Annotated in this window: 17 protein-coding genes, 7 tRNA genes and 1 rRNA gene (1 of these 25 only partly in view); 24 read left to right on the top strand and 1 reads right to left on the bottom strand. The window is 50.1% G+C overall.

Going from position 1 to position 17,939, the window contains the following annotated elements; translation table 11 throughout:
• The 8 genes from MHB80_RS01285 to MHB80_RS01320 form a co-directional block, all read left to right on the top strand.
• A 23S ribosomal RNA gene (locus MHB80_RS01285) occupies positions 1-1,078 on the top strand; it begins 1,858 nt to the left of the window's first position.
• 114 nt (positions 1,079-1,192) lie between these two features.
• Positions 1,193-1,269: transfer RNA gene (locus MHB80_RS01290), tRNA-Met, on the top strand.
• A gap of 7 nt (positions 1,270-1,276) precedes the next feature.
• Positions 1,277-1,352, top strand: a tRNA-Val gene (locus MHB80_RS01295).
• 17 nt (positions 1,353-1,369) lie between these two features.
• Positions 1,370-1,446 (top strand) — tRNA-Met (locus MHB80_RS01300).
• 19 nt (positions 1,447-1,465) lie between these two features.
• Positions 1,466-1,542, top strand: a tRNA-Asp gene (locus tag MHB80_RS01305).
• Positions 1,543-1,559: 17 nt separating this feature from the next.
• Positions 1,560-1,635: transfer RNA gene (locus tag MHB80_RS01310), tRNA-Phe, on the top strand.
• Positions 1,636-1,642: 7 nt separating this feature from the next.
• Positions 1,643-1,726, top strand: a tRNA-Tyr gene (locus MHB80_RS01315).
• A gap of 15 nt (positions 1,727-1,741) precedes the next feature.
• Positions 1,742-1,817, top strand: a tRNA-Lys gene (locus MHB80_RS01320).
• 116 nt (positions 1,818-1,933) lie between these two features.
• Here MHB80_RS01320 and ssuE read toward each other — a convergent pair.
• Positions 1,934-2,482 (bottom strand): NADPH-dependent FMN reductase, encoded by a 549-nt coding sequence (ssuE, locus tag MHB80_RS01325; RefSeq protein ID WP_341280480.1) that lies wholly within the window; start codon positions 2,480-2,482, stop codon positions 1,934-1,936.
• A 172-nt stretch (positions 2,483-2,654) separates the two neighbouring features.
• Between ssuE and MHB80_RS01330 the strand changes: the two genes are divergently transcribed.
• The 16 genes from MHB80_RS01330 (at position 2,655) to MHB80_RS01405 (ending at position 17,846) form a co-directional block, all read left to right on the top strand.
• Positions 2,655-3,605, top strand: coding sequence for an MraY family glycosyltransferase (locus MHB80_RS01330; RefSeq protein WP_341280481.1), 951 nt, complete (start codon positions 2,655-2,657; stop codon positions 3,603-3,605).
• Between the two features lie 75 nt (positions 3,606-3,680).
• Positions 3,681-4,826, top strand: a complete 1,146-nt coding sequence (locus tag MHB80_RS01335) for a helix-turn-helix domain-containing protein (RefSeq protein ID WP_341280482.1) — start codon at positions 3,681-3,683, stop codon at positions 4,824-4,826.
• Between the two features lie 87 nt (positions 4,827-4,913).
• Positions 4,914-6,035, top strand: coding sequence for an ABC transporter ATP-binding protein (locus tag MHB80_RS01340; protein WP_341280483.1), 1,122 nt, complete (start codon positions 4,914-4,916; stop codon positions 6,033-6,035).
• Positions 6,036-6,242: 207 nt separating this feature from the next.
• Positions 6,243-7,181, top strand: a complete 939-nt coding sequence (gene hprK, locus MHB80_RS01345; protein ID WP_341280484.1) for an HPr(Ser) kinase/phosphatase — start codon at positions 6,243-6,245, stop codon at positions 7,179-7,181.
• A 20-nt stretch (positions 7,182-7,201) separates the two neighbouring features.
• Positions 7,202-8,158: a prolipoprotein diacylglyceryl transferase gene (lgt, locus tag MHB80_RS01350; protein ID WP_341280485.1), complete on the top strand. Its 957-nt coding sequence runs from the start codon at positions 7,202-7,204 to the stop codon at positions 8,156-8,158.
• 125 nt (positions 8,159-8,283) lie between these two features.
• The gene (gene ppaX, locus MHB80_RS01355) at positions 8,284-8,940 is read left to right on the top strand and encodes a pyrophosphatase PpaX (protein ID WP_341280486.1); all 657 of its coding nucleotides are present in this window, start codon (positions 8,284-8,286) and stop codon (positions 8,938-8,940) included.
• Between the two features lies 1 nt (position 8,941).
• Positions 8,942-9,445 (top strand): acyltransferase, encoded by a 504-nt coding sequence (locus tag MHB80_RS01360; RefSeq protein WP_341280487.1) that lies wholly within the window; start codon positions 8,942-8,944, stop codon positions 9,443-9,445.
• 256 nt (positions 9,446-9,701) lie between these two features.
• On the top strand, positions 9,702-10,934 hold the full coding sequence (locus MHB80_RS01365) for an ATP phosphoribosyltransferase regulatory subunit (RefSeq protein WP_341280488.1): 1,233 nt from the start codon (positions 9,702-9,704) through the stop codon (positions 10,932-10,934).
• A gap of 32 nt (positions 10,935-10,966) precedes the next feature.
• On the top strand, positions 10,967-11,575 hold the full coding sequence (gene hisG / locus MHB80_RS01370) for an ATP phosphoribosyltransferase (RefSeq protein WP_341282825.1): 609 nt from the start codon (positions 10,967-10,969) through the stop codon (positions 11,573-11,575).
• A gap of 87 nt (positions 11,576-11,662) precedes the next feature.
• Positions 11,663-12,949 (top strand): histidinol dehydrogenase, encoded by a 1,287-nt coding sequence (gene hisD / locus MHB80_RS01375; protein ID WP_341280489.1) that lies wholly within the window; start codon positions 11,663-11,665, stop codon positions 12,947-12,949.
• A gap of 73 nt (positions 12,950-13,022) precedes the next feature.
• The gene (gene hisB, locus MHB80_RS01380) at positions 13,023-13,622 is read left to right on the top strand and encodes an imidazoleglycerol-phosphate dehydratase HisB (RefSeq protein ID WP_341280490.1); all 600 of its coding nucleotides are present in this window, start codon (positions 13,023-13,025) and stop codon (positions 13,620-13,622) included.
• 1 nt (position 13,623) lies between these two features.
• Positions 13,624-14,241, top strand: coding sequence for an imidazole glycerol phosphate synthase subunit HisH (hisH, locus tag MHB80_RS01385; RefSeq protein WP_341280491.1), 618 nt, complete (start codon positions 13,624-13,626; stop codon positions 14,239-14,241).
• A 150-nt stretch (positions 14,242-14,391) separates the two neighbouring features.
• On the top strand, positions 14,392-15,150 hold the full coding sequence (gene hisF / locus MHB80_RS01390; RefSeq protein WP_341280492.1) for an imidazole glycerol phosphate synthase subunit HisF: 759 nt from the start codon (positions 14,392-14,394) through the stop codon (positions 15,148-15,150).
• Positions 15,147-15,881: a bifunctional phosphoribosyl-AMP cyclohydrolase/phosphoribosyl-ATP diphosphatase HisIE gene (hisIE, locus tag MHB80_RS01395; RefSeq protein WP_341280493.1), complete on the top strand. Its 735-nt coding sequence runs from the start codon at positions 15,147-15,149 to the stop codon at positions 15,879-15,881. The genes hisF and hisIE overlap by 4 nt, the downstream gene beginning before the upstream one ends.
• Before the next feature lie 66 nt (positions 15,882-15,947).
• A complete protein-coding gene (gene hisJ / locus MHB80_RS01400; RefSeq protein ID WP_341280494.1) occupies positions 15,948-16,754 on the top strand; it encodes a histidinol-phosphatase HisJ in 807 nt (268 codons plus the stop codon).
• Between the two features lie 141 nt (positions 16,755-16,895).
• Positions 16,896-17,846: a ribose-phosphate pyrophosphokinase gene (locus tag MHB80_RS01405; RefSeq protein WP_338554036.1), complete on the top strand. Its 951-nt coding sequence runs from the start codon at positions 16,896-16,898 to the stop codon at positions 17,844-17,846.
• Positions 17,847-17,939 lie beyond the last annotated feature (93 nt).

A 17,939-nucleotide genomic window follows, 5' to 3' on the forward strand; every position in this document is an offset into this window, starting at 1 on the left:
TATACGGGCTGACGCCTGCCCGGTGCTGGAAGGTTAAGGGGAGCGGTTAGGAGCAATCCGAAGCTGTGAACCGAAGCCCCAGTAAACGGCGGCCGTAACTATAACGGTCCTAAGGTAGCGAAATTCCTTGTCAGGTAAATTCTGACCCGCACGAATGGCGTAACGACTTGGGCGCTGTCTCAACGAGAGATCCGGTGAAATTTTAATACCTGTGAAGATGCAGGTTACCCGCGACAAGACGGAAAGACCCCATGGAGCTTTACTGTAACTTGATATTGAACTTTGGTACGATCTGTACAGGATAGGTGGGAGCCATTGAAGCATGAGCGCCAGCTTGTGTGAAGGCGACGTTGGGATACCACCCTGATCGTATCGGAGTTCTAACCTAGGACCATGAAACTGGTTCGGGGACCGTGTCAGGTGGACAGTTTGACTGGGGCGGTCGCCTCCTAAAATGTAACGGAGGCGCCCAAAGGTTCCCTCAGAATGGTTGGAAATCATTCGGAGAGTGCAAAGGCATAAGGGAGCTTGACTGCGAGACCTACAAGTCGAGCAGGGACGAAAGTCGGGCTTAGTGATCCGGTGGTACCGAATGGAAGGGCCATCGCTCAACGGATAAAAGCTACCCTGGGGATAACAGGCTTATCTCCCCCAAGAGTCCACATCGACGGGGAGGTTTGGCACCTCGATGTCGGCTCATCGCATCCTGGGGCTGAAGTAGGTCCCAAGGGTTGGGCTGTTCGCCCATTAAAGCGGTACGCGAGCTGGGTTCAGAACGTCGTGAGACAGTTCGGTCCCTATCTGTCGCGGGCGCAGGAAATTTGAGAGGAGCTGTCCTTAGTACGAGAGGACCGGGATGGACGTACCGCTGGTGTACCAGTTGTTCCGCCAGGAGCACCGCTGGGTAGCCAAGTACGGACGGGATAAGCGCTGAAAGCATCTAAGCGCGAAGCCCCCCTCAAGATGAGATTTCCCAATTTAGTAAGACCCCTTGAAGACGACGAGGTTGATAGGTTCGGGGTGGAAGCGCAGCAATGCGTGCAGCTGACGAATACTAATCGGTCGAGGGCTTATCCTAAACAACACGCTAAATGTTTCAATATTTGGCTTTCGCATCCAGTTTTCAACGTGCAATTCACGTTGATATTGCAGTACATCCCGAGGTCTGCAATGTAAGTAATCGGGAAAATGTGGCGGTGTAGCTCAGCTGGCTAGAGCGTACGGTTCATACCCGTGAGGTCGGGGGTTCGATCCCCTTCGCCGCTACCATATTTTCGGAGGCTTAGCTCAGCTGGGAGAGCATCTGCCTTACAAGCAGAGGGTCGGGGGTTCGATCCCCTCAGCCTCCACCATATATGTTTTACAATGACGCGGGGTGGAGCAGCCCGGTAGCTCGTCGGGCTCATAACCCGAAGGCCGCAGGTTCAAATCCTGCCCCCGCAACCAATTTTAAGCAATAATTTATGGAGCTGTGGTGTAGAGGCCTAACATGCCTGCCTGTCACGCAGGAGACCGCGAGTTCGAATCTCGTCAGCTCCGCCATTTTCTTTTCGTTATACGGCTCGGTAGCTCAGTCGGTAGAGCAGAGGACTGAAAATCCTCGTGTCGGCGGTTCGATTCCGTCCCGAGCCACCATTTTTATGGAGGGCTAGCGAAGTGGCTAAACGCGGCAGACTGTAAATCTGTTCCTTCGGGTTCGGTGGTTCGAATCCATCGCCCTCCACCATTTCTTTTACATCGAGAGTCATTAGCTCAGCTGGTAGAGCACCTGACTTTTAATCAGGGTGTCGTAGGTTCGAATCCTACATGACTCACCATTTTTTAAAAAGCCAATTTGCAGAAAATAATCTGCGAATTTTTTTGTTTATATGTAAATTTAAAAGCTCGGTATTGGTGTAATCACTAATACCGAGCTTTTTTGTATGCTTTTTTATTAGGAGCGAAGCTTTAATTCGGCTAGCAGTTCAGTTAATGAAGCGTCGAGACGAAGCTTTAATTCGTCATTTAGCTCGAATCCAGCTGCCCCACCATCCAATTGTACACGAGCAATTTGAGAATCTACCGCATAAACGCCGCTGGAAAAATGCTTGGCACCCATGGAAGCAAGTACAGGCTTCAGGGAGTAATCAATAGACAACAGATGGGCCAGAGAGCCTCCAATGAAAAAGGGCGTAATAATTTTTCCTTCTAAACCTTTTTGGGGCAATAGATCGAGGAATGTTTTAAGAACACCAGTGAAAGAGGCTTTGTAGACTGGACTTGCAATAATAACGGCCCCAGCGCCTTCTACTAATGCTGTTGCTTCCACAATGGCAGGGCTGTCGAAACGGGCGTTAATTAGATCTTCCGCTGGCAAAGAAGCGACAGTAATATGGCTGAGTGTTATATTTTGGCTAATGAGCTGCTGCTCGATATATTGAGTAATGCCGGTTAAACGGGAACCAGGATTCGGGCTGCCCGAAATGATGACAATCGTTGACATGATAATCGCTCCTTATTGTATGTATATTTATTCCGATAAGTTAACTTTGTTTAATCTTAACATTCCAATCTTTTCGGCGTCAATGACATTTATGGAAAGTGTTCATGATTTTTAGCTCATTAGGGAACAATAGGCGGAAACAAGCTGATTAGCGATGCAAAGGGGTCCGTCTATGATGATGTATGGGTTGGCGGCTTTTATAAGTTTGGCTATTGTGAGTGTAATGGTTCCCATTGTGAGAAGGTTCGCTTTGCAATACGGTATTATGGATCGGCCGAATGCGCGAAAAATTCATCGGCAGCCGATTCCCTTGCTTGGAGGGATAGCGATCTATGTGGCATGCACCGTTACGATTATTGCTTTTCAGGGGATGACATCGTTAAGCTGGACGATTGCAGCTGGTGGCGCGGTGCTTGTCACCGTTGGATTATTAGATGATAAAGCCAAAGCGGAGGGAAGAGATTTTCCTGTCTGGCCTAGAGTGCTTGTTTATGGCGCGGTGTCCACGCTCCCGCTCTGGTTCCATATTCAAATAACAGGGGTGACGAACCCTGCTTCGGGCCTGTTCTTTTTTCTCCCGCATTGGGTAGCTTGGCTCGGGACGTCGATCTGGATATTCGCACTTATCAACATGATTAATTTCATGGATGGGGTGGATGGATTGGCATCTGGAGTATGTGTTTTATCGGCGGTCACGCTGTTCATTACTGCCTTGGTCAAAGGGCAGGCTGAAACGGCGATTTTAGCTGCTATTGTAGGAGGGGCGTGCCTGGGCTTTCTCGTGTTTAATTTTTATCCGGCCAGAATTTTTATGGGGGATGCAGGAGCTACGTTTCTTGGTTATACGCTCGCTGTTGTGGCCGTGGACGGTGCATTTAAGAAAGCAACCTTCATTACAGTGCTTGTGCCGCTGCTGGCGCTGGGCTTGCCTATTATGGATACTTCCATCGTCATGCTGCGGCGGCTCGTCCGTGGCAAAGGACTGCATCATGCGGACAAGCTGCATACCCATCATGCGCTGATGAAGTGGGGATTGAACCAGGTGCAAACCGTATCCTTTCTATATTTAATTGCTGCGTTGTTCTCCATGCTGTCGATCATTCTTTTGTTGGTCATGGGCTGAAATACCTGCCCCAATATGTTACAATGACGAGAAAAAGCGTTCATTCGTGAGGCTTGCGATAGGAGATAGCAGAAAATGAGCACGACAGAATGGTTGAAACCGCTGGAGCGCATTTTGGACTGTCCAGTTCGTCTATTTAAAATGCAAATGTCCGAATGGAATGATATAGCAGATAAAAATCACTACCTGCAGGCAGGGGAGCCAGGACGCGGCTCCGCCTTGGAAGGACAACGTGTCCAGCGCGAGGATAAAATGTGGGTGGCCGTCCGAGCAGTGGAGCATGAAATAGAGGTTTTAGAAATAGAGGGCAGCCGCTTTGAGGCGAGTACGCTGGATTTATTGAGCTTTATGCTGCGCTGGAATGAAACGATGCCAATGCATGATAAGGCGGCCGGCAAGCTGACGGAAAGCGAGAAAACAGCCCGCAGTATTGGCGAGTGGATTCAGGAGCAGTTCGAATCAGGCGAGCCGGGGCAATCGATGCCGGATCACTTGACCGCGGGCGGCAAACTGTTTGCCGATATGATTCCTTTTTTATTAGTAACGGAATATTCGAATACCAAGCAAGCGGCGTATGTGGAGTTGGAGAAGCTGCTGCGTTCCTTTCTCGCCGAGGAAATTTTATTAATACCGCTGCGGGAGCAGGAATGGCTCATTTGGGGTCCGGTATCGCTGCTTAAGGAAGCGGATTCGGAGTTGTATGATGACGACGATGAAGAATCGGTGGAGGATAACTTGGCTTCCATCTGTCTGGGGCTGCATGAGATGCTTGCCAGTGAGTGGATCGGTGAATGCCATCTGGCGGTCTCGCATCCGATCAGACCGGCGAAAGGCATTGTAGAAACGACGGCTGCGCTGCGCGAAACGATAAATTTGGGACGAAAATTCCATGTTGGCAGCAATATTCATTTTCCGTGGAATTTGCAGCTGGAGCGTCTGCTGAATAGCATACCAGAGAGCCAACGGGCCCGATATTTGGAGCAATCACTAAAGCGTACAGAGCTTTTCGTAGAGGCAGAAATGCTTGCAACACTGGAAACATTCTTCTCATTAGACTGTAATGTAAGCGAAACCGCGAAGAAGCTTTATATCCACCGCAATACGTTATTATATCGTCTGGACAAGCTAAAACAGGAGACGGGGCTTGATGTTCGACAATTTCGTGACGCCGTCTTAGTCAAAATTATATTGCTATTGTACAAAGTTACGAAAAGACATTAGTTTTTTTGTAAAGTTTGTGCATAGTCATCTGAGGGCATGTGGGATAAGATAGGTTTATAAGAAAATTTCTTTTAGGGGGAAATTCACATGGCAGGCGTACGTTTAGAAGGCATTTACAAAAAATATCCGGGAACTGATAAAGCATCGGTAACTGACGTTAACTTAGATATCAAGGACAAAGAATTTCTAGTGCTTGTAGGTCCATCCGGCTGTGGTAAATCGACAACTCTTCGTATGATCGCAGGTCTTGAAGAAATTTCCGAAGGTAAATTGTTTATTGGTGAGCGTCTTGTCAATGACGTAGCTCCTAAAGATCGTGATATCGCGATGGTATTCCAATCTTACGCTCTTTACCCGCATATGAACGTATACCAAAACATGGCTTTTGGTTTGAAACTTCGTAAATTCAAAAAAGCAGACATCGACAAACGTGTTCGTGAAGCTGCTAAAATTCTAGATATCGAGCATTTGCTTGACCGTAAACCGAAAGCTCTTTCCGGTGGTCAGCGTCAACGTGTCGCTCTTGGTCGTGCGATCGTTCGTGAGCCGCAAGTATTCTTGATGGATGAGCCGCTTTCCAACTTGGATGCGAAGCTTCGTGGTCAAATGCGTGCTGAAATTTCCAAGCTGACTAAACGTCTTGAAACAACAACAATCTATGTAACGCATGACCAAATCGAAGCAATGACGATGGGTGATCGTATTGTTGTTATGAAAGATGGCTTTATTCAACAAACAGCTTCTCCGGAAGTTCTTTATAACCACCCCGTTAACATTTTCGTTGCTGGCTTCATCGGTGCTCCTTCCATGAACTTCATTAGAGGGGCAGTTACGGAGCAAGGCGGTACTGTTCGTTTCAAAGCTACTGGCGTAGATGTAGTTGTACCTGAGGGTAAAGCGGCTACACTTCGTTCCAGAGGCTACATTGGCAAAGATGTAATCTTGGGTATTCGTCCAGAGGATCTTCATGAAGAGCCTGTGTTTATGGAAGCTTCGCCTAACACGATCGTTAGCGCTACGATCGAAGTTGCAGAGAACCTGGGTCACGAAATGTACCTGTACCTGAACGGTATTGGCACAGACACAGTTATCGCACGTGTAGACGGACGTTCCGCTCTGCGTGATGGCCTGACCGTTAAACTTGCTTTGGACATGAACAAAGTTCACCTGTTCGATACAGAGTCCGAGCTTAACATTTTCGAAAACTAATTGCTAAAGCCATTATAGATTTCATAAAAGAGCTGTTGGATTCGTCCAACAGCTTTTTGTTATTCCACTGAGGATAAATTGGCGAAGAGTATCATTCATTTGAGCGTCAGAAAGCGGGAAGACGTTGCTTTCGGCGCTTTTTTCCTATACGATGAAGTCATTGGTAATTAGCTTACATACGCTGTTGTGATATAAGGAGGCCATGCTATGCCTAAAAAAGTGAAAGTATCAGAATTAGTGCAGCATTTTTCGTTGGAAATCATATCGGGTGAAGAAGGCTTAAAGCGTGCTATTACGGTTGATGACCTCTATCGTCCTGGGCTTGAAATGGCCGGATATTTTGATTATTTTCCGAGTGAGCGAGTTCAGCTGTTAGGAAAAACGGAAATTACGTTCCTCAGCACGTTGACGTCAGAGGAGCGTAGACTGCGGATGGAGCGTCTGTGCCATTCAGACACGCCTTGTATTATTTTGACCCGCGGACTGGAACCGCCCGATGAGCTGATAGCTTATTCGAATAAAACGAAAATTCCCGTGCTTGGCAGTCATGTGGCAACTACAATTTTGACCAGCCGGATTACAGATTTTCTAGAGAAAAAGCTTGCGCCTACCGCGACTATTCATGGTGTTCTGGTAGATATCTACGGGGTGGGCATGCTCATAACGGGCGGCAGCGGCATCGGTAAGAGCGAGACGGCGCTTGAGCTTGTAAAGCGCGGACATCGGCTTGTTGCCGATGATGCAGTTGAAATCAGACAAACGTCTGACAGCCAGCTGCACGGGACAGCTCCGGAATTAATCCGTCATTTACTGGAAATTCGCGGCTTAGGCATTATTAATGTCATGACGCTGTTCGGCGCGGGTGCCGTACGTACACAGAAGCGGATTGCATTAGTCATCAGACTTGAGAATTGGCAGCAGGACAAACAATATGACCGTCTGGGTCTAGATGAAGAGAAGACGCGTATCATTGATACAGATGTTCCACTTGTAACTGTTCCTGTAAGACCAGGGCGTAACCTTGCGGTTATTATTGAGGTTGCGGCTATGAACTTCAGGCTGAAGCGGATGGGCTATAACGCTGCGCTGCAGTTCACTAATAAGCTGACCGAAACTATTGCCGAAGATGCGGATGATTACGATTGATATGAAGGAGCTAATAAAAGATGCTTACATCGCTAATTGACCCGATTGCTTTTTCGCTGGGTCCCCTAACTGTTCGTTGGTATGGCATTATTCTCGGCACAGCTGCCCTGGTAGGCTTGCTGCTGGCGATACAAGAGGGCAAACGCTTTGGCATTAAGCCGGATTTCTTTATGGATATGCTGCTGCTTGGCGTTCCATCCGCTGTTATCTGTGCTCGCATATATTATGTTGCCTTCAAATGGGAAGATTATAAGGAGAACCCGCTCGATGTGTTTAAAATTTGGGAGGGTGGCATAGCCATTTACGGTGCGTTGATCGGTGCCTTCCTATGCGGATTCTTCTATTTCCGTTATAAGGGCTACAGTTTCTTGAGACTCGCCGATGTGTGCGTGCCAGGCTTGCTTGCCGGTCAAATGATTGGCCGTTGGGGCAATTTCATGAACCAGGAGGCATATGGCGGTCCCGTAGAGGAAAGCTTCCTGCGTGATACGCTTCACCTGCCTTCCTTTATTGTGAATCAAATGAATGTGAATGGCGTCTTCCATCACCCGGCCTTTTTGTACGAATCGCTGTGGAGTCTTGTAGGTATCATTCTGCTTTGCGTATTGCGTCGTCAACGCTTCCTGCGTGCGGGTGAATTGCTAGCCAGCTATTTCATCTGGTATTCCCTCGGACGCTTCTACATTGAGATGGTGCGTACGGACAGCTTGGCCTTCCATGGCCCAGCGTGGCTGGTAAACCTTGTGGACGCTCTTTGGTCGCCGATGACGATTTTGTTCCAGCCGGGCTATTTGGACCCGTCTTATGGCAACCTGAGGATTTCACAGCTGCTTGCGCTGCTGCTTATTGTTGGAGCCATCGCTTTTATCGTGATTCGCCGCAAAACAGGAGCTGCCAAAGAGCATTATTCCGATCCTATCGTCTCCACGAAGGTGGAGCATGCGGCTATTGCAACGGATGATGCTCCAAAAGCATAAAGGTAAAAGTTAAATTCAGATGAGACGAGCTATTGCCTTCTCGAAGGCAATAGCCGTTATGTTTTTGTAAAGCTTTTTGAAAGGCTTATAGAGAAGCATTAAAGTGGATTTAGGAGGAGACAGATGTGCTAGGTAACATAAAAACGATGCTGTTTGATTTGGATGGTACTATTATTGATACGAATGAACTGATTATCCGCTCGTTTCTGGATGCGCTGAAAGGTGTCGTTCCGGCGGATTTCAACAGAGAGCATATTATTCCAAGCATGGGACAGCCTTTAACGATGCAAATGCAGCAGTTTTCTGGACTTGAGGATGTAACGCATCTGGTAGCGGCTTATCGCGAAGTAAACCTTCGTCTGCACGATGAATACGTGAAGCCTTTCGACTATGTGGTAGAGGTTATAAAAAATTTGCATGAACAGGGCATTCAGATCGGCATTGTAACGACGAAAATGCGTCTGACGACAGAGCGCGGCTTGAAATATGTTGGCTTGAGCGACTATATCGACACGGTTGTGACCATTGATGATGTCACACATCCGAAGCCGCATCCAGAGCCTGTCAGCATGGCGATTGCTGCGCTTGGTGCAGATCCGGCGACGACATTGATGCTGGGCGACAGCTCCGTCGATATTTTATCCGCTGAGGCGGCTGGTGCTTTGTCCGTTGGTGTAGCCTGGTCGATGAAGGGGGCACAGCTGCTTAGAGATTCTGGCGCTCAGTATGTCATTGATGATATGCGGGAGCTGTACGCTTTCGCAGGATTGGAGCGGAGATAAATTGCGTAATGTCGAACGTTATCCGGTAGAGGGTCCTAATGCGCTCTGGCAGGTCTATCGCACGGTCAGCAGCTTCAAGGCGGTTCGTAATTTCATATTCATTCAGCTGGCCCGTTATTGTCCGATTTTGCCGGTCAAAAATATGATCTATCGCCGTGTGCTTGGCATGAAGGTTGGTCAGCATACCGCTTTCGCGCTGATGGTGATGGTGGATGTTTTTTTCCCGGAACGGATTGAGGTTGGGGATAATACGATTATCGGATACAACACGACGATTCTTACGCATGAGTATTTAATTCGCGAATACCGGCTTGGCGATGTAAAAATAGGGGCAAACGTAATGATTGGTGCAAACACGACGATTTTGCCGGGTGTTACGATTGGTGATCATGCGGTGGTAGCCGCTGGCTCAGTCGTGTACAAGGATGTTCCAGCCCATGCTTTCGTTGGCGGGAACCCAATTCGGGAAATTGGAAAAGGGAGCCGCCCAGAGGATCACAGCTAAATCTGCTAATTCTAACATGAATAAAGCTGATGGTCTATCGAGCATCAGCTTTATTCATGTTCATGGAAGCACCTATTGTATTAGTAGCGGCTTTCCTCAACCTTGGCATCTTCATTATAAATCGTAATTTTCGGGAAAGCTCTAATCTTGACGGAGCAGAAGCTTCATGTTACCATAACGTCTAGGTACTTTATTTTGGCAGATCGCTAATATGGCAACGCGTTAACATACTAAAGTAAATTGTGGGTGAAAATAGATGTCTAAACCAAAAGTATTTGAGAAACCGATTGGTGTTAAAGATTATCTTCCGGAGGCTGTTGCAAAGCTGCGCCGAATTGAGCATGCGGCTCTTGCCTGTATGCAGGGCTGGGGCTATGAGCAGATCATTACGCCAACTATGGAATATTACGACACCGTAGGGGTAGCAAGCTCTACCTCTGACCAAAAGCTGTTTAAGCTGCTCAACAACCGTGGAACAACGCTTGTACTGCGTTCGGATATGACAGCACCTATTGCGCGTGTAGTATCCTCGCTATTAAAGGAGTCCCCATTCCCGCTGCGACTGTCGTACCATGCGAATGTGTACCGTGCAATTGAAGAGGAAGCGGGCCGGGAAGCCGAGTTTTTCCAGACGGGCGTTGAGCTTGTTGGCGATGCTTCGGCTGATGCGGATGCGGAGGTTGTGGCGCTCGCTATTGCTTCCTTGAAGGCAGCTGGCGTAAAACGTTTCAAGATTGCTATCGGTCATGTCGGCTTCCTGAACGGACTGTTCGAGGAATCGCTGTCTGGACGCAAGGAAGAGCAGGAGCAGCTTAAAGCGTGCCTGCTGGGACGCGATTACGTCGGCTATCGGGAGCAGCTGCGCCAGCTGTCGCTGGAGGAGCCTGTAAAGCGCGAGCTGGAAGGGATTTTAAGGCTGCGCGGCGGCCAGGAGGTATGCAAGCAGGCGCTTGAATTAAGCGCAGATGAGACGGCACAGGCGTCTATCCAGCATTTATGCGAGATGTGGGACGTGCTCGACGCTTACGGACTAAGCGAGCATGTGCTGATCGATCTGACGATGATCGGCGATTTCTCTTATTATACAGGCATGACCTTTGAAGGTTATGCGGCGGATCTTGGATTCCCTGTAGTGAGCGGCGGAAGATACGACAATTTGCTTGCTCAATTCGGCCGTCCGGCTCCAGCAACAGGCTTTGCGCTGAAGACGACGCGGATACTGGAAGTGCTCGGCAATGAAGATGAGCCTGCTAAGGCAGAGCGCGTGCTGATTGGCTACGATGAGACGGAGCGCAAAGCGGCGCTGGCAATCGCGCAGCAGCTCAGAAGCCAAGGAGCGGCAGTTGTGACAGAGCGTATCGGGAAAGAAGAAGCAGCGGAGCTTTCGAAGAACACGTCTGGACGGTTTATTTTCAAAGGCGTAGAATATGTGGAGTTTTTACTGTTTACCGAAGGATTGAATGGAATGCTTGGAGGGGATGGCAAGTGAGCGGAGCAGGCAGAGAGATTTTGAAGGTGGCTATGCCAAAAGGCCGGATTTACAAGCAGGCATCAAAGCTGTTTCGCGAAGCGGGACTGCCGATTCCAAGTGATTTTGACGATACGCGCAGGCTGATCATTGAGCTGCCGGAAGCAGGCATGGAGTTTATAATGGCAAAGCCTGTAGATGTGCCTACTTATGTGGAATATGGCGTCGCAGATATTGGAATCGTCGGCAAGGATGTGCTGATGGAGGAAAATAAAGATGTTTACGAGCTGCTGGATCTTGGCATAGCCAAGTGCCGGATGTCGGTAATCGGGCTGCCAGACTGGAAGCCGGTTATAAATCCGCGGGTAGCGACGAAATATCCGAATGTGGCTTCGCAATATTTTCGCGAGTTGGGTCAGCAGGTAGAGGTGATTAAGCTGAACGGCTCGATTGAGCTTGCGCCACTTATTGGCCTGGCTGACCGCATTGTCGATATGGTAGAGACAGGGCAGACACTGCGTGAAAACGGCTTGGTCGAGATGGAGTCCATCTTCGGCATTACGAGCCGCTTGATTGCGAACCGCGTCAGCTATCGGATGAAAAACGAGGCGATTCAAAGCCTCTGTGATAGATTGCAGGAAACGCTTGGTGCGAAGCTTTAGGATTGCGGAAGCACAAGCTATAGAAGTAGATGAAACAGAGCCACAAAGCAGATGGTGCAGAGCTTTAAAGGAAAGGGGTTGGCGATTGTGAGAATTATGCGAGCAGAGCAGTTCGGTTTGAAGCGCGAGGTGGAATACGGATCGCCGGAGCAAAATGAAGTGGTGCGGACGATTATTGCAGACGTCCGCAAAGAAGGAGATGCCGCTTTGCTGCGTTATACGGCAAAGCTGGACAGGGCTGAGCTGACGGCGGCGGAGCTTCGCGTGACGCAGGCGGAAATTGATGCGGCGTATGAGCAGGTGGACGCCGCTTTTCTGACAGCGATCCGCGAGGCCGCTGTCAACATCAGGTCTTTCCACGAGAAGCAGAAGCGCAACTCGTGGATGGATCTGCAGCCGGACGGGACGCTGCTCGGGCAAATATTGCGCCCGCTGAAGCGGGTCGGCGTCTATGTGCCCGGAGGCAAGGCGGCGTATCCGTCGTCCGTGCTCATGAATGTTATTCCGGCCCAGGTGGCTGGCGTGCCGGAAATCGTAATGGTCACGCCGCCGTCGACTGGCGGACGGGACGGCATTGATCCAGGTATTCTCGTGGCCGCTGCGGAATCAGGGGTCAAGGAGATGTACCGCGTAGGCGGAGCGCAGGCGATTGCCGCACTCGCCCATGGTACGGAAACGATTGCGCCCGTTGATAAAATTTGCGGGCCGGGCAATATTTATATCGCGCTGGCTAAGCGCGAAGTATTTGGCGCTGTCGATATCGACAGCATCGCCGGCCCGAGCGAAATCGTCGTGCTTGCCGACGAATCTGCTGATCCGGCTTATATTGCCGCTGACCTGCTGTCTCAGGCGGAGCATGACGAGATGGCATCGTCCATCCTCGTAACGCCGTCGGAGCAGCTCGCAAACGCGGTAGCTGCTGAGGTGGAGCGCCAGCTGGCGACGCTGCCGCGCCAAGCAATTGCGCGTGCCTCTATCGACAGCTACGGCGCCGTGCTGATGGTCGATTCACTGAAAGCGGGCATCGACGTCGTGAATAAGCTGGCGCCTGAGCATCTGGAGGTGCTGACAGTCGATCCAATGAGTCTGCTCGGCTTGATCGAAAATGCCGGGGCAATCTTCCTCGGCCCTTACAGCTCGGAGCCGGTTGGCGATTATTTTGCCGGACCGAACCACATCATCCCAACGAACGGGACAGCGAGATTTTCCTCGCCGGTCAATGTGGATGATTTTCTAAAAAAATCAAGCTTGATCTACTATAGCAAGGAAGCACTGCTCGCCAATGGCGACAAAATTATGACGCTGGCCCGGCAGGAAGGGCTTGAAGCCCATGCACGGGCGATCCAAATTCGTTTGGAGCGCGAAGGGCGTTAACGAGCAGGACTAAGGTGAGCCAATATAAAACAAAACGAGCATTTATTTTACAAGAAGAAAGAAGGAATCGGTAATGGCGGAATTGACAGGACGCGTATCGGAAGTAGCTCGCAAAACAAATGAAACAGACATCAAGCTGGCGTTTTCGGTAGACGGCAGCGGGACGACCAACCTTGAGACGGATGTGCCTTTCCTGAACCATATGCTGGATTTGTTCACGAAGCACGGACAGTTCGACCTGACGGTCGATGCGAAAGGTGATATTGAAATCGACGACCACCATACGGTGGAGGATATCGGCATTTGCCTCGGGCAAGCGCTGCGTGAAGCACTCGGCGACAAGCGCGGAATCAAGCGCTACGCGAGCGTATTCGTACCGATGGATGAGGCGCTGGCCCAGGTTATTATCGATGTGAGCAACCGCCCGCATTTCGAATACCGTGCGGAGTATCCTTCAAGCCAGACAGGCAGCTTCTCTGTGGAGCTGGTACAAGAGTTTCTATGGAAGCTGGCGCTGGAAGCGCGCATTACGCTGCATGTCATCGTACATTACGGCCAGAATACGCATCATATGATTGAAGCGGTATTCAAGGCGCTTGGCCGAGCGCTGGATGAAGCGACGAGCATTGATCCTCGCGTACAAGGAGTGCCTTCGACGAAAGGAGTGCTGTAGCATGATTGCGATCATCGATTACGGCATGGGCAACCTTCACAGCGTCAGCAAAGCGGTTGAGCGTCTGGGCTATGAAACGGTTGTAACGGATGATCCGCAGGAAATTTTAGCAGCGGATGGCGCGATTTTGCCAGGTGTCGGCGCTTTCGGTGATGCGATGGGCAATTTGCGCGAGACGAAGCTGGGTGAGGTTGTGAAGCAATATGCCGCCTCTGGCAAGCCGCTGCTTGGCATTTGCCTCGGCATGCAGCTGTTGTTCACCGCGAGCGAGGAATACGGCGACAACGAGGGCCTCGGTCTTCTGCCAGGCAAGGTCATCCGCTTCCAAGGCGACTACAAAATCCCGCATATGGGCTGGAACAAGCTAAGCTTTGAGCAGGAGCAAAGCCCGCTATTCGCAGGACTGGAAGAGGGCCATGTGTATTTCGTCCACTCCTTTCATGCAAAGCCAGAGCAGGGCAGCGATCTGCTGGCTACGACCGATTATTATCAGCAGGTAACGGCTATCGTTGGGCGTGAGCAAGTATACGGCATGCAGTTCCACCCGGAAAAAAGCGGCGAGTTGGGCATGCAGCTGCTTGGAAACTTCCTCGCATTGACTGGCAGCGGAAAGGCCTAGCCTAGTCGCTGGCTCCCTCACTTGGAGGTCACTTTCCAGCACCATGTATGTATCGATCGAAAAACGTTATTTTTCACAAAAAATGAATATCTACAGGCTGTATGTAGCAGGCGCAGCACTAGATGAGTCTAATATAAAGGAGCGTGCAAAATGCTGGCAAAACGTATTATTCCATGCCTCGATGTCAAAGACGGCCGTGTCGTTAAAGGCGTAAATTTCGTTAACCTGCGCGATGCTGGCGATCCGGTGGAGTTAGCTTCTACCTATGACCGCGAAGGCGCGGATGAACTCGTATTTCTCGATATTTCCGCCTCTGTTGAAGGCCGGGCTACGATGATCGAGGTCGTCAAACGCACGGCGGGCGAAATTACGATTCCGTTCACTGTTGGTGGCGGCATCTCGCATGTGGATGACATGAAGCGGCTGTTGCGCGCAGGTGCGGACAAGATCGGCATTAATACGGCTGCAGTCAAAAATCCTACGCTCGTGCGCGATGGCTCGCGCAAATTCGGCTCCCAATGCATCGTTGTCGCGATTGACGCGAAATTTAACGCTGCATGGGGCGAGTGGGAAGTCTATACGCACGGCGGCCGTCAGGCGACAGGCATTAGAGCGCTGGAGTGGGCGAGCGAGGTTGAGAAGCTGGGCGCCGGCGAGATTTTGCTGACGAGCATGGATGCAGACGGCACGAAGGACGGCTTTGATCTGCCGCTGACCTCTGCTGTATCCGGCAAGCTGGGCATTCCGGTTATTGCTTCGGGCGGAGCCGGCCGCATTGAGCATTTCAGTGATGTTTTCGATCAAGGCAAGGCGGACGCTGCGCTGGCGGCGACGATTTTTCACTACAAAGAAATGACGATTCGCGAAGTGAAGGATGATTTGCGGCAGAAGGGCGTGGAGGTCAGATGACAGACTGGTTAAAGCAGATTAAGTGGAGCGAAGACGGCCTTGTGCCAGCGATCGTTCAGGATGCGCAGAGCAAGGAAGTGCTGATGCTCGCTTATATGAACGAGGATTCGCTCAAGCTGTCGGTGGAAACGGGTTCGACCTGGTTCTGGAGCCGCTCGCGCAGCGAGCTGTGGAACAAGGGCGCAACGAGCGGCCACACGCAGCGCATTGAGTCTTTATCCTATGACTGCGACGGCGACACGCTGTTGGTACGTGTTCATCAAGTCGGTCCTGCTTGCCATACAGGAAGCTATAGCTGCTTTTTCAATGATATCGAGCTGGCGGATCAAGCAAATGAGGCCAATTCCAGCGTAGATTCTGCGTTAACTGGGGCAGCTGCAGGCGCAGCCCACCAAGGTGGCGATCGCTTTGCCATTTTGGGAAGTCTGGAAACCGTCATTGCCGAGCGTCATGCGGAGCGTCCAGAAGGTGCGTATACGACATATTTATTCGATAAAGGCATCGATAAAATTCTTAAAAAAGTTGGCGAGGAAGCAACCGAAGCGATTATCGCGGCGAAAAATCAGGATAACGACGAGCTGCGCTCTGAAGCGAGCGATTTGATTTTTCACTTGCTGGTGCTGCTTAGACAGCGAGGCCTGCCACTCGATGATGTGATGCAGGAGCTTGTGCAGCGCCACGGGAAACCAGCCAGCAATAATGCAATGAAACGCGAGCAGTCCAAAGCCTAGCCAGGCGGGTTGCCGCGTTTTGCGGTTTTCATTCATATCAGTAAAAGGGGAAGGCGGGGCTGTCTTATGCTAATCGATTACCACACGCATCATGTTCGCTGCGGGCATGCAGTGGGCACGCTGGAGGAATATGTTCAGAAGGGCATTGAACTGGGGCTTGATCAGCTCGGCCTGTCCGACCATCTGCCCCTAATCCATGTCGATCCGGCAGCGTATTATCCAGAGATGGCTATGCCGATGGAAGAGCTGCCGCGTTATGTCGAGGAATGTTTGACGCTTAAGGAGAAGTACAGACATCAAATCGATATACGTGTTGGGCTAGAAGGGGATTATATCGAAGGTTACGAGCGGCAGATCGAGGATATTCTTAAAGCATATCCGTTCGATTACGTAATTGGCTCGGTGCATTTTCTAGGCGAGTGGGATATTACTGATTTTCGGCAGACGCATGGCTGGGAAGGCAAAAACCGGCTGGTGGTGTATGAGCAGTATTATGATGCAGTGCAGAAGGCGGCGGCCACAGGGCTTTATGATTTTATTGGGCATATCGATGTAATCAAGCGTTTCGGCTTTAAGCCGGAGGAAGATGTGACGCATTTGGAAAATGCAGCGCTCGAAGCTGTCAAGCGGCATGGCGTTGCGATTGAATTGAACGCATCGGGCTTGCGGACGCCAGCGGAGGAAATGTTTCCGAGCCGCAGAATGCTGGAATATGCGCATAAGCTGGGCATTCCCATTACGGTCGGCTCGGACGCGCATCAGCCAGAAAGACTGGCACAATACCTTGATCAAGCGCGTCTGATGTTGAAAGAAGTCGGTTTTTCGCAGCTCGCGACCTTTGATCGTCGAAAATTAGTCAGTATTGATTTTTGAATTATTAGCAATTCGATGTATAATGGTATTGACCAAGCGCAAACGGGCTGTGCCCAGAGCACAAGCTAGGGCAAGCAGGCGTTGCGCATTGAAAGCCTAGTCAGGTAAAACTTATCTGGTTTAAACGCTCAGGAGGGTATTATGTTAAGCGACAAGTTGCGTATTTTCTCGGGATCGTCTAATCCGGAACTAGCTCAGAAGATTGCTTCGGATTTAGGATTGACGCTCGGCGCCATTAAGATGTCTAGATTCAAGAGTGGCGAAATTTATGTCCACTATGAAGAAACCATCCGGAACTGCGACGTATTTCTGGTTCAATCGTTTTCGCATCCGATCAACGAATATTTCGTAGAGCTGCTCGTAATGATTGATGCGGCGAAACGGGCTTCGGCGAAAACCATTAACATCATTATGCCGTATTACGGTTATGCCCGTCAGGAGCGTAAATCCTCGCCGCGGGAACCGATTACCGCAAAAATGGTTGCAGACGTATTGACGACAGTTGGGGCGACCCGCGTCGTTACGATTGACTTGCATGCACCAGCGATTCAGGGCTTCTTTAATATTCCGGTCGATCATATGACAGCTCTTGATCTGCTCAGCGATTATTTGAAATCGAAAAATATTAAAAACCCAGTTGTCGTATCGCCAGATGCAGGACGCGCTTCAACTGCCGAGAAGCTTGCCAACTACTTGGACACTTCGTTCGCGATTATGATCAAGAAGCGTCCGGCACACAATGAGTCATCGATTACCCATGTTATTGGTGATGTTGAAGGTCAGACACCGATTATTATCGAGGATCTGATTGATACCGGCACAACGATTGTCAATGTAGTCGAAAGCTTGAAGGAACGTGGCGCGGAAGATGTGTACGTGTGCGCTACTCACCCTCTGTTTTCCGGAAATGCTATTGAGCGTTTGGATATTCCAAGTATTAGAGAAGTAGTCGTAACCGACTCTATTCTCCTGCCTGACAATCGTCCGGACCGTTTCACTGTGCTGTCGGTTGCTCCACTGCTTGCGGAAGCAACACGCATCATTATTGAAGGCGGTTCGATCAGCACCCTGTTCAAAAATGCAGGCGTGTAGCGAGAACTTTTTTGAAATATAGGAAAGGATATGATTTTCTCATCCTCTCTCTATATTTCTCGGAATGAAACGCGCTGCGGCGCCAGAGGACGG

The sequence above is a fragment of the Paenibacillus sp. FSL H8-0537 genome, assembly GCF_038051995.1.
GTDB lineage: Bacteria > Bacillota > Bacilli > Paenibacillales > Paenibacillaceae > Pristimantibacillus.

What these genes read in the sequence shown, in the direction of transcription:
- hisB (WP_341280490.1), top strand. Translation starts at nt 13,023, where the DNA reads ATGGCGGAATTGACAGGACGCGTATCGGAAGTAGCTCGCAAAACAAAT.
- MHB80_RS01335 (WP_341280482.1), top strand. Translation starts at nt 3,681, where the DNA reads ATGAGCACGACAGAATGGTTGAAACCGCTGGAGCGCATTTTGGACTGT.
- hisG (WP_341282825.1), top strand. Translation starts at nt 10,967, where the DNA reads ATGCCAAAAGGCCGGATTTACAAGCAGGCATCAAAGCTGTTTCGCGAA.
- hisF (WP_341280492.1), top strand. Translation starts at nt 14,392, where the DNA reads ATGCTGGCAAAACGTATTATTCCATGCCTCGATGTCAAAGACGGCCGT.
- hprK (WP_341280484.1), top strand. Translation starts at nt 6,243, where the DNA reads ATGCCTAAAAAAGTGAAAGTATCAGAATTAGTGCAGCATTTTTCGTTG.
- hisJ (WP_341280494.1), top strand. Translation starts at nt 15,948, where the DNA reads ATGCTAATCGATTACCACACGCATCATGTTCGCTGCGGGCATGCAGTG.
- MHB80_RS01365 (WP_341280488.1), top strand. Translation starts at nt 9,702, where the DNA reads ATGTCTAAACCAAAAGTATTTGAGAAACCGATTGGTGTTAAAGATTAT.
- MHB80_RS01405 (WP_338554036.1), top strand. Translation starts at nt 16,896, where the DNA reads ATGTTAAGCGACAAGTTGCGTATTTTCTCGGGATCGTCTAATCCGGAA.
- hisIE (WP_341280493.1), top strand. Translation starts at nt 15,147, where the DNA reads ATGACAGACTGGTTAAAGCAGATTAAGTGGAGCGAAGACGGCCTTGTG.
- ssuE (WP_341280480.1), bottom strand. Translation starts at nt 2,482, where the DNA reads ATGTCAACGATTGTCATCATTTCGGGCAGCCCGAATCCTGGTTCCCGT.
- lgt (WP_341280485.1), top strand. Translation starts at nt 7,202, where the DNA reads ATGCTTACATCGCTAATTGACCCGATTGCTTTTTCGCTGGGTCCCCTA.
- MHB80_RS01330 (WP_341280481.1), top strand. Translation starts at nt 2,655, where the DNA reads ATGATGATGTATGGGTTGGCGGCTTTTATAAGTTTGGCTATTGTGAGT.
- hisH (WP_341280491.1), top strand. Translation starts at nt 13,624, where the DNA reads ATGATTGCGATCATCGATTACGGCATGGGCAACCTTCACAGCGTCAGC.
- MHB80_RS01340 (WP_341280483.1), top strand. Translation starts at nt 4,914, where the DNA reads ATGGCAGGCGTACGTTTAGAAGGCATTTACAAAAAATATCCGGGAACT.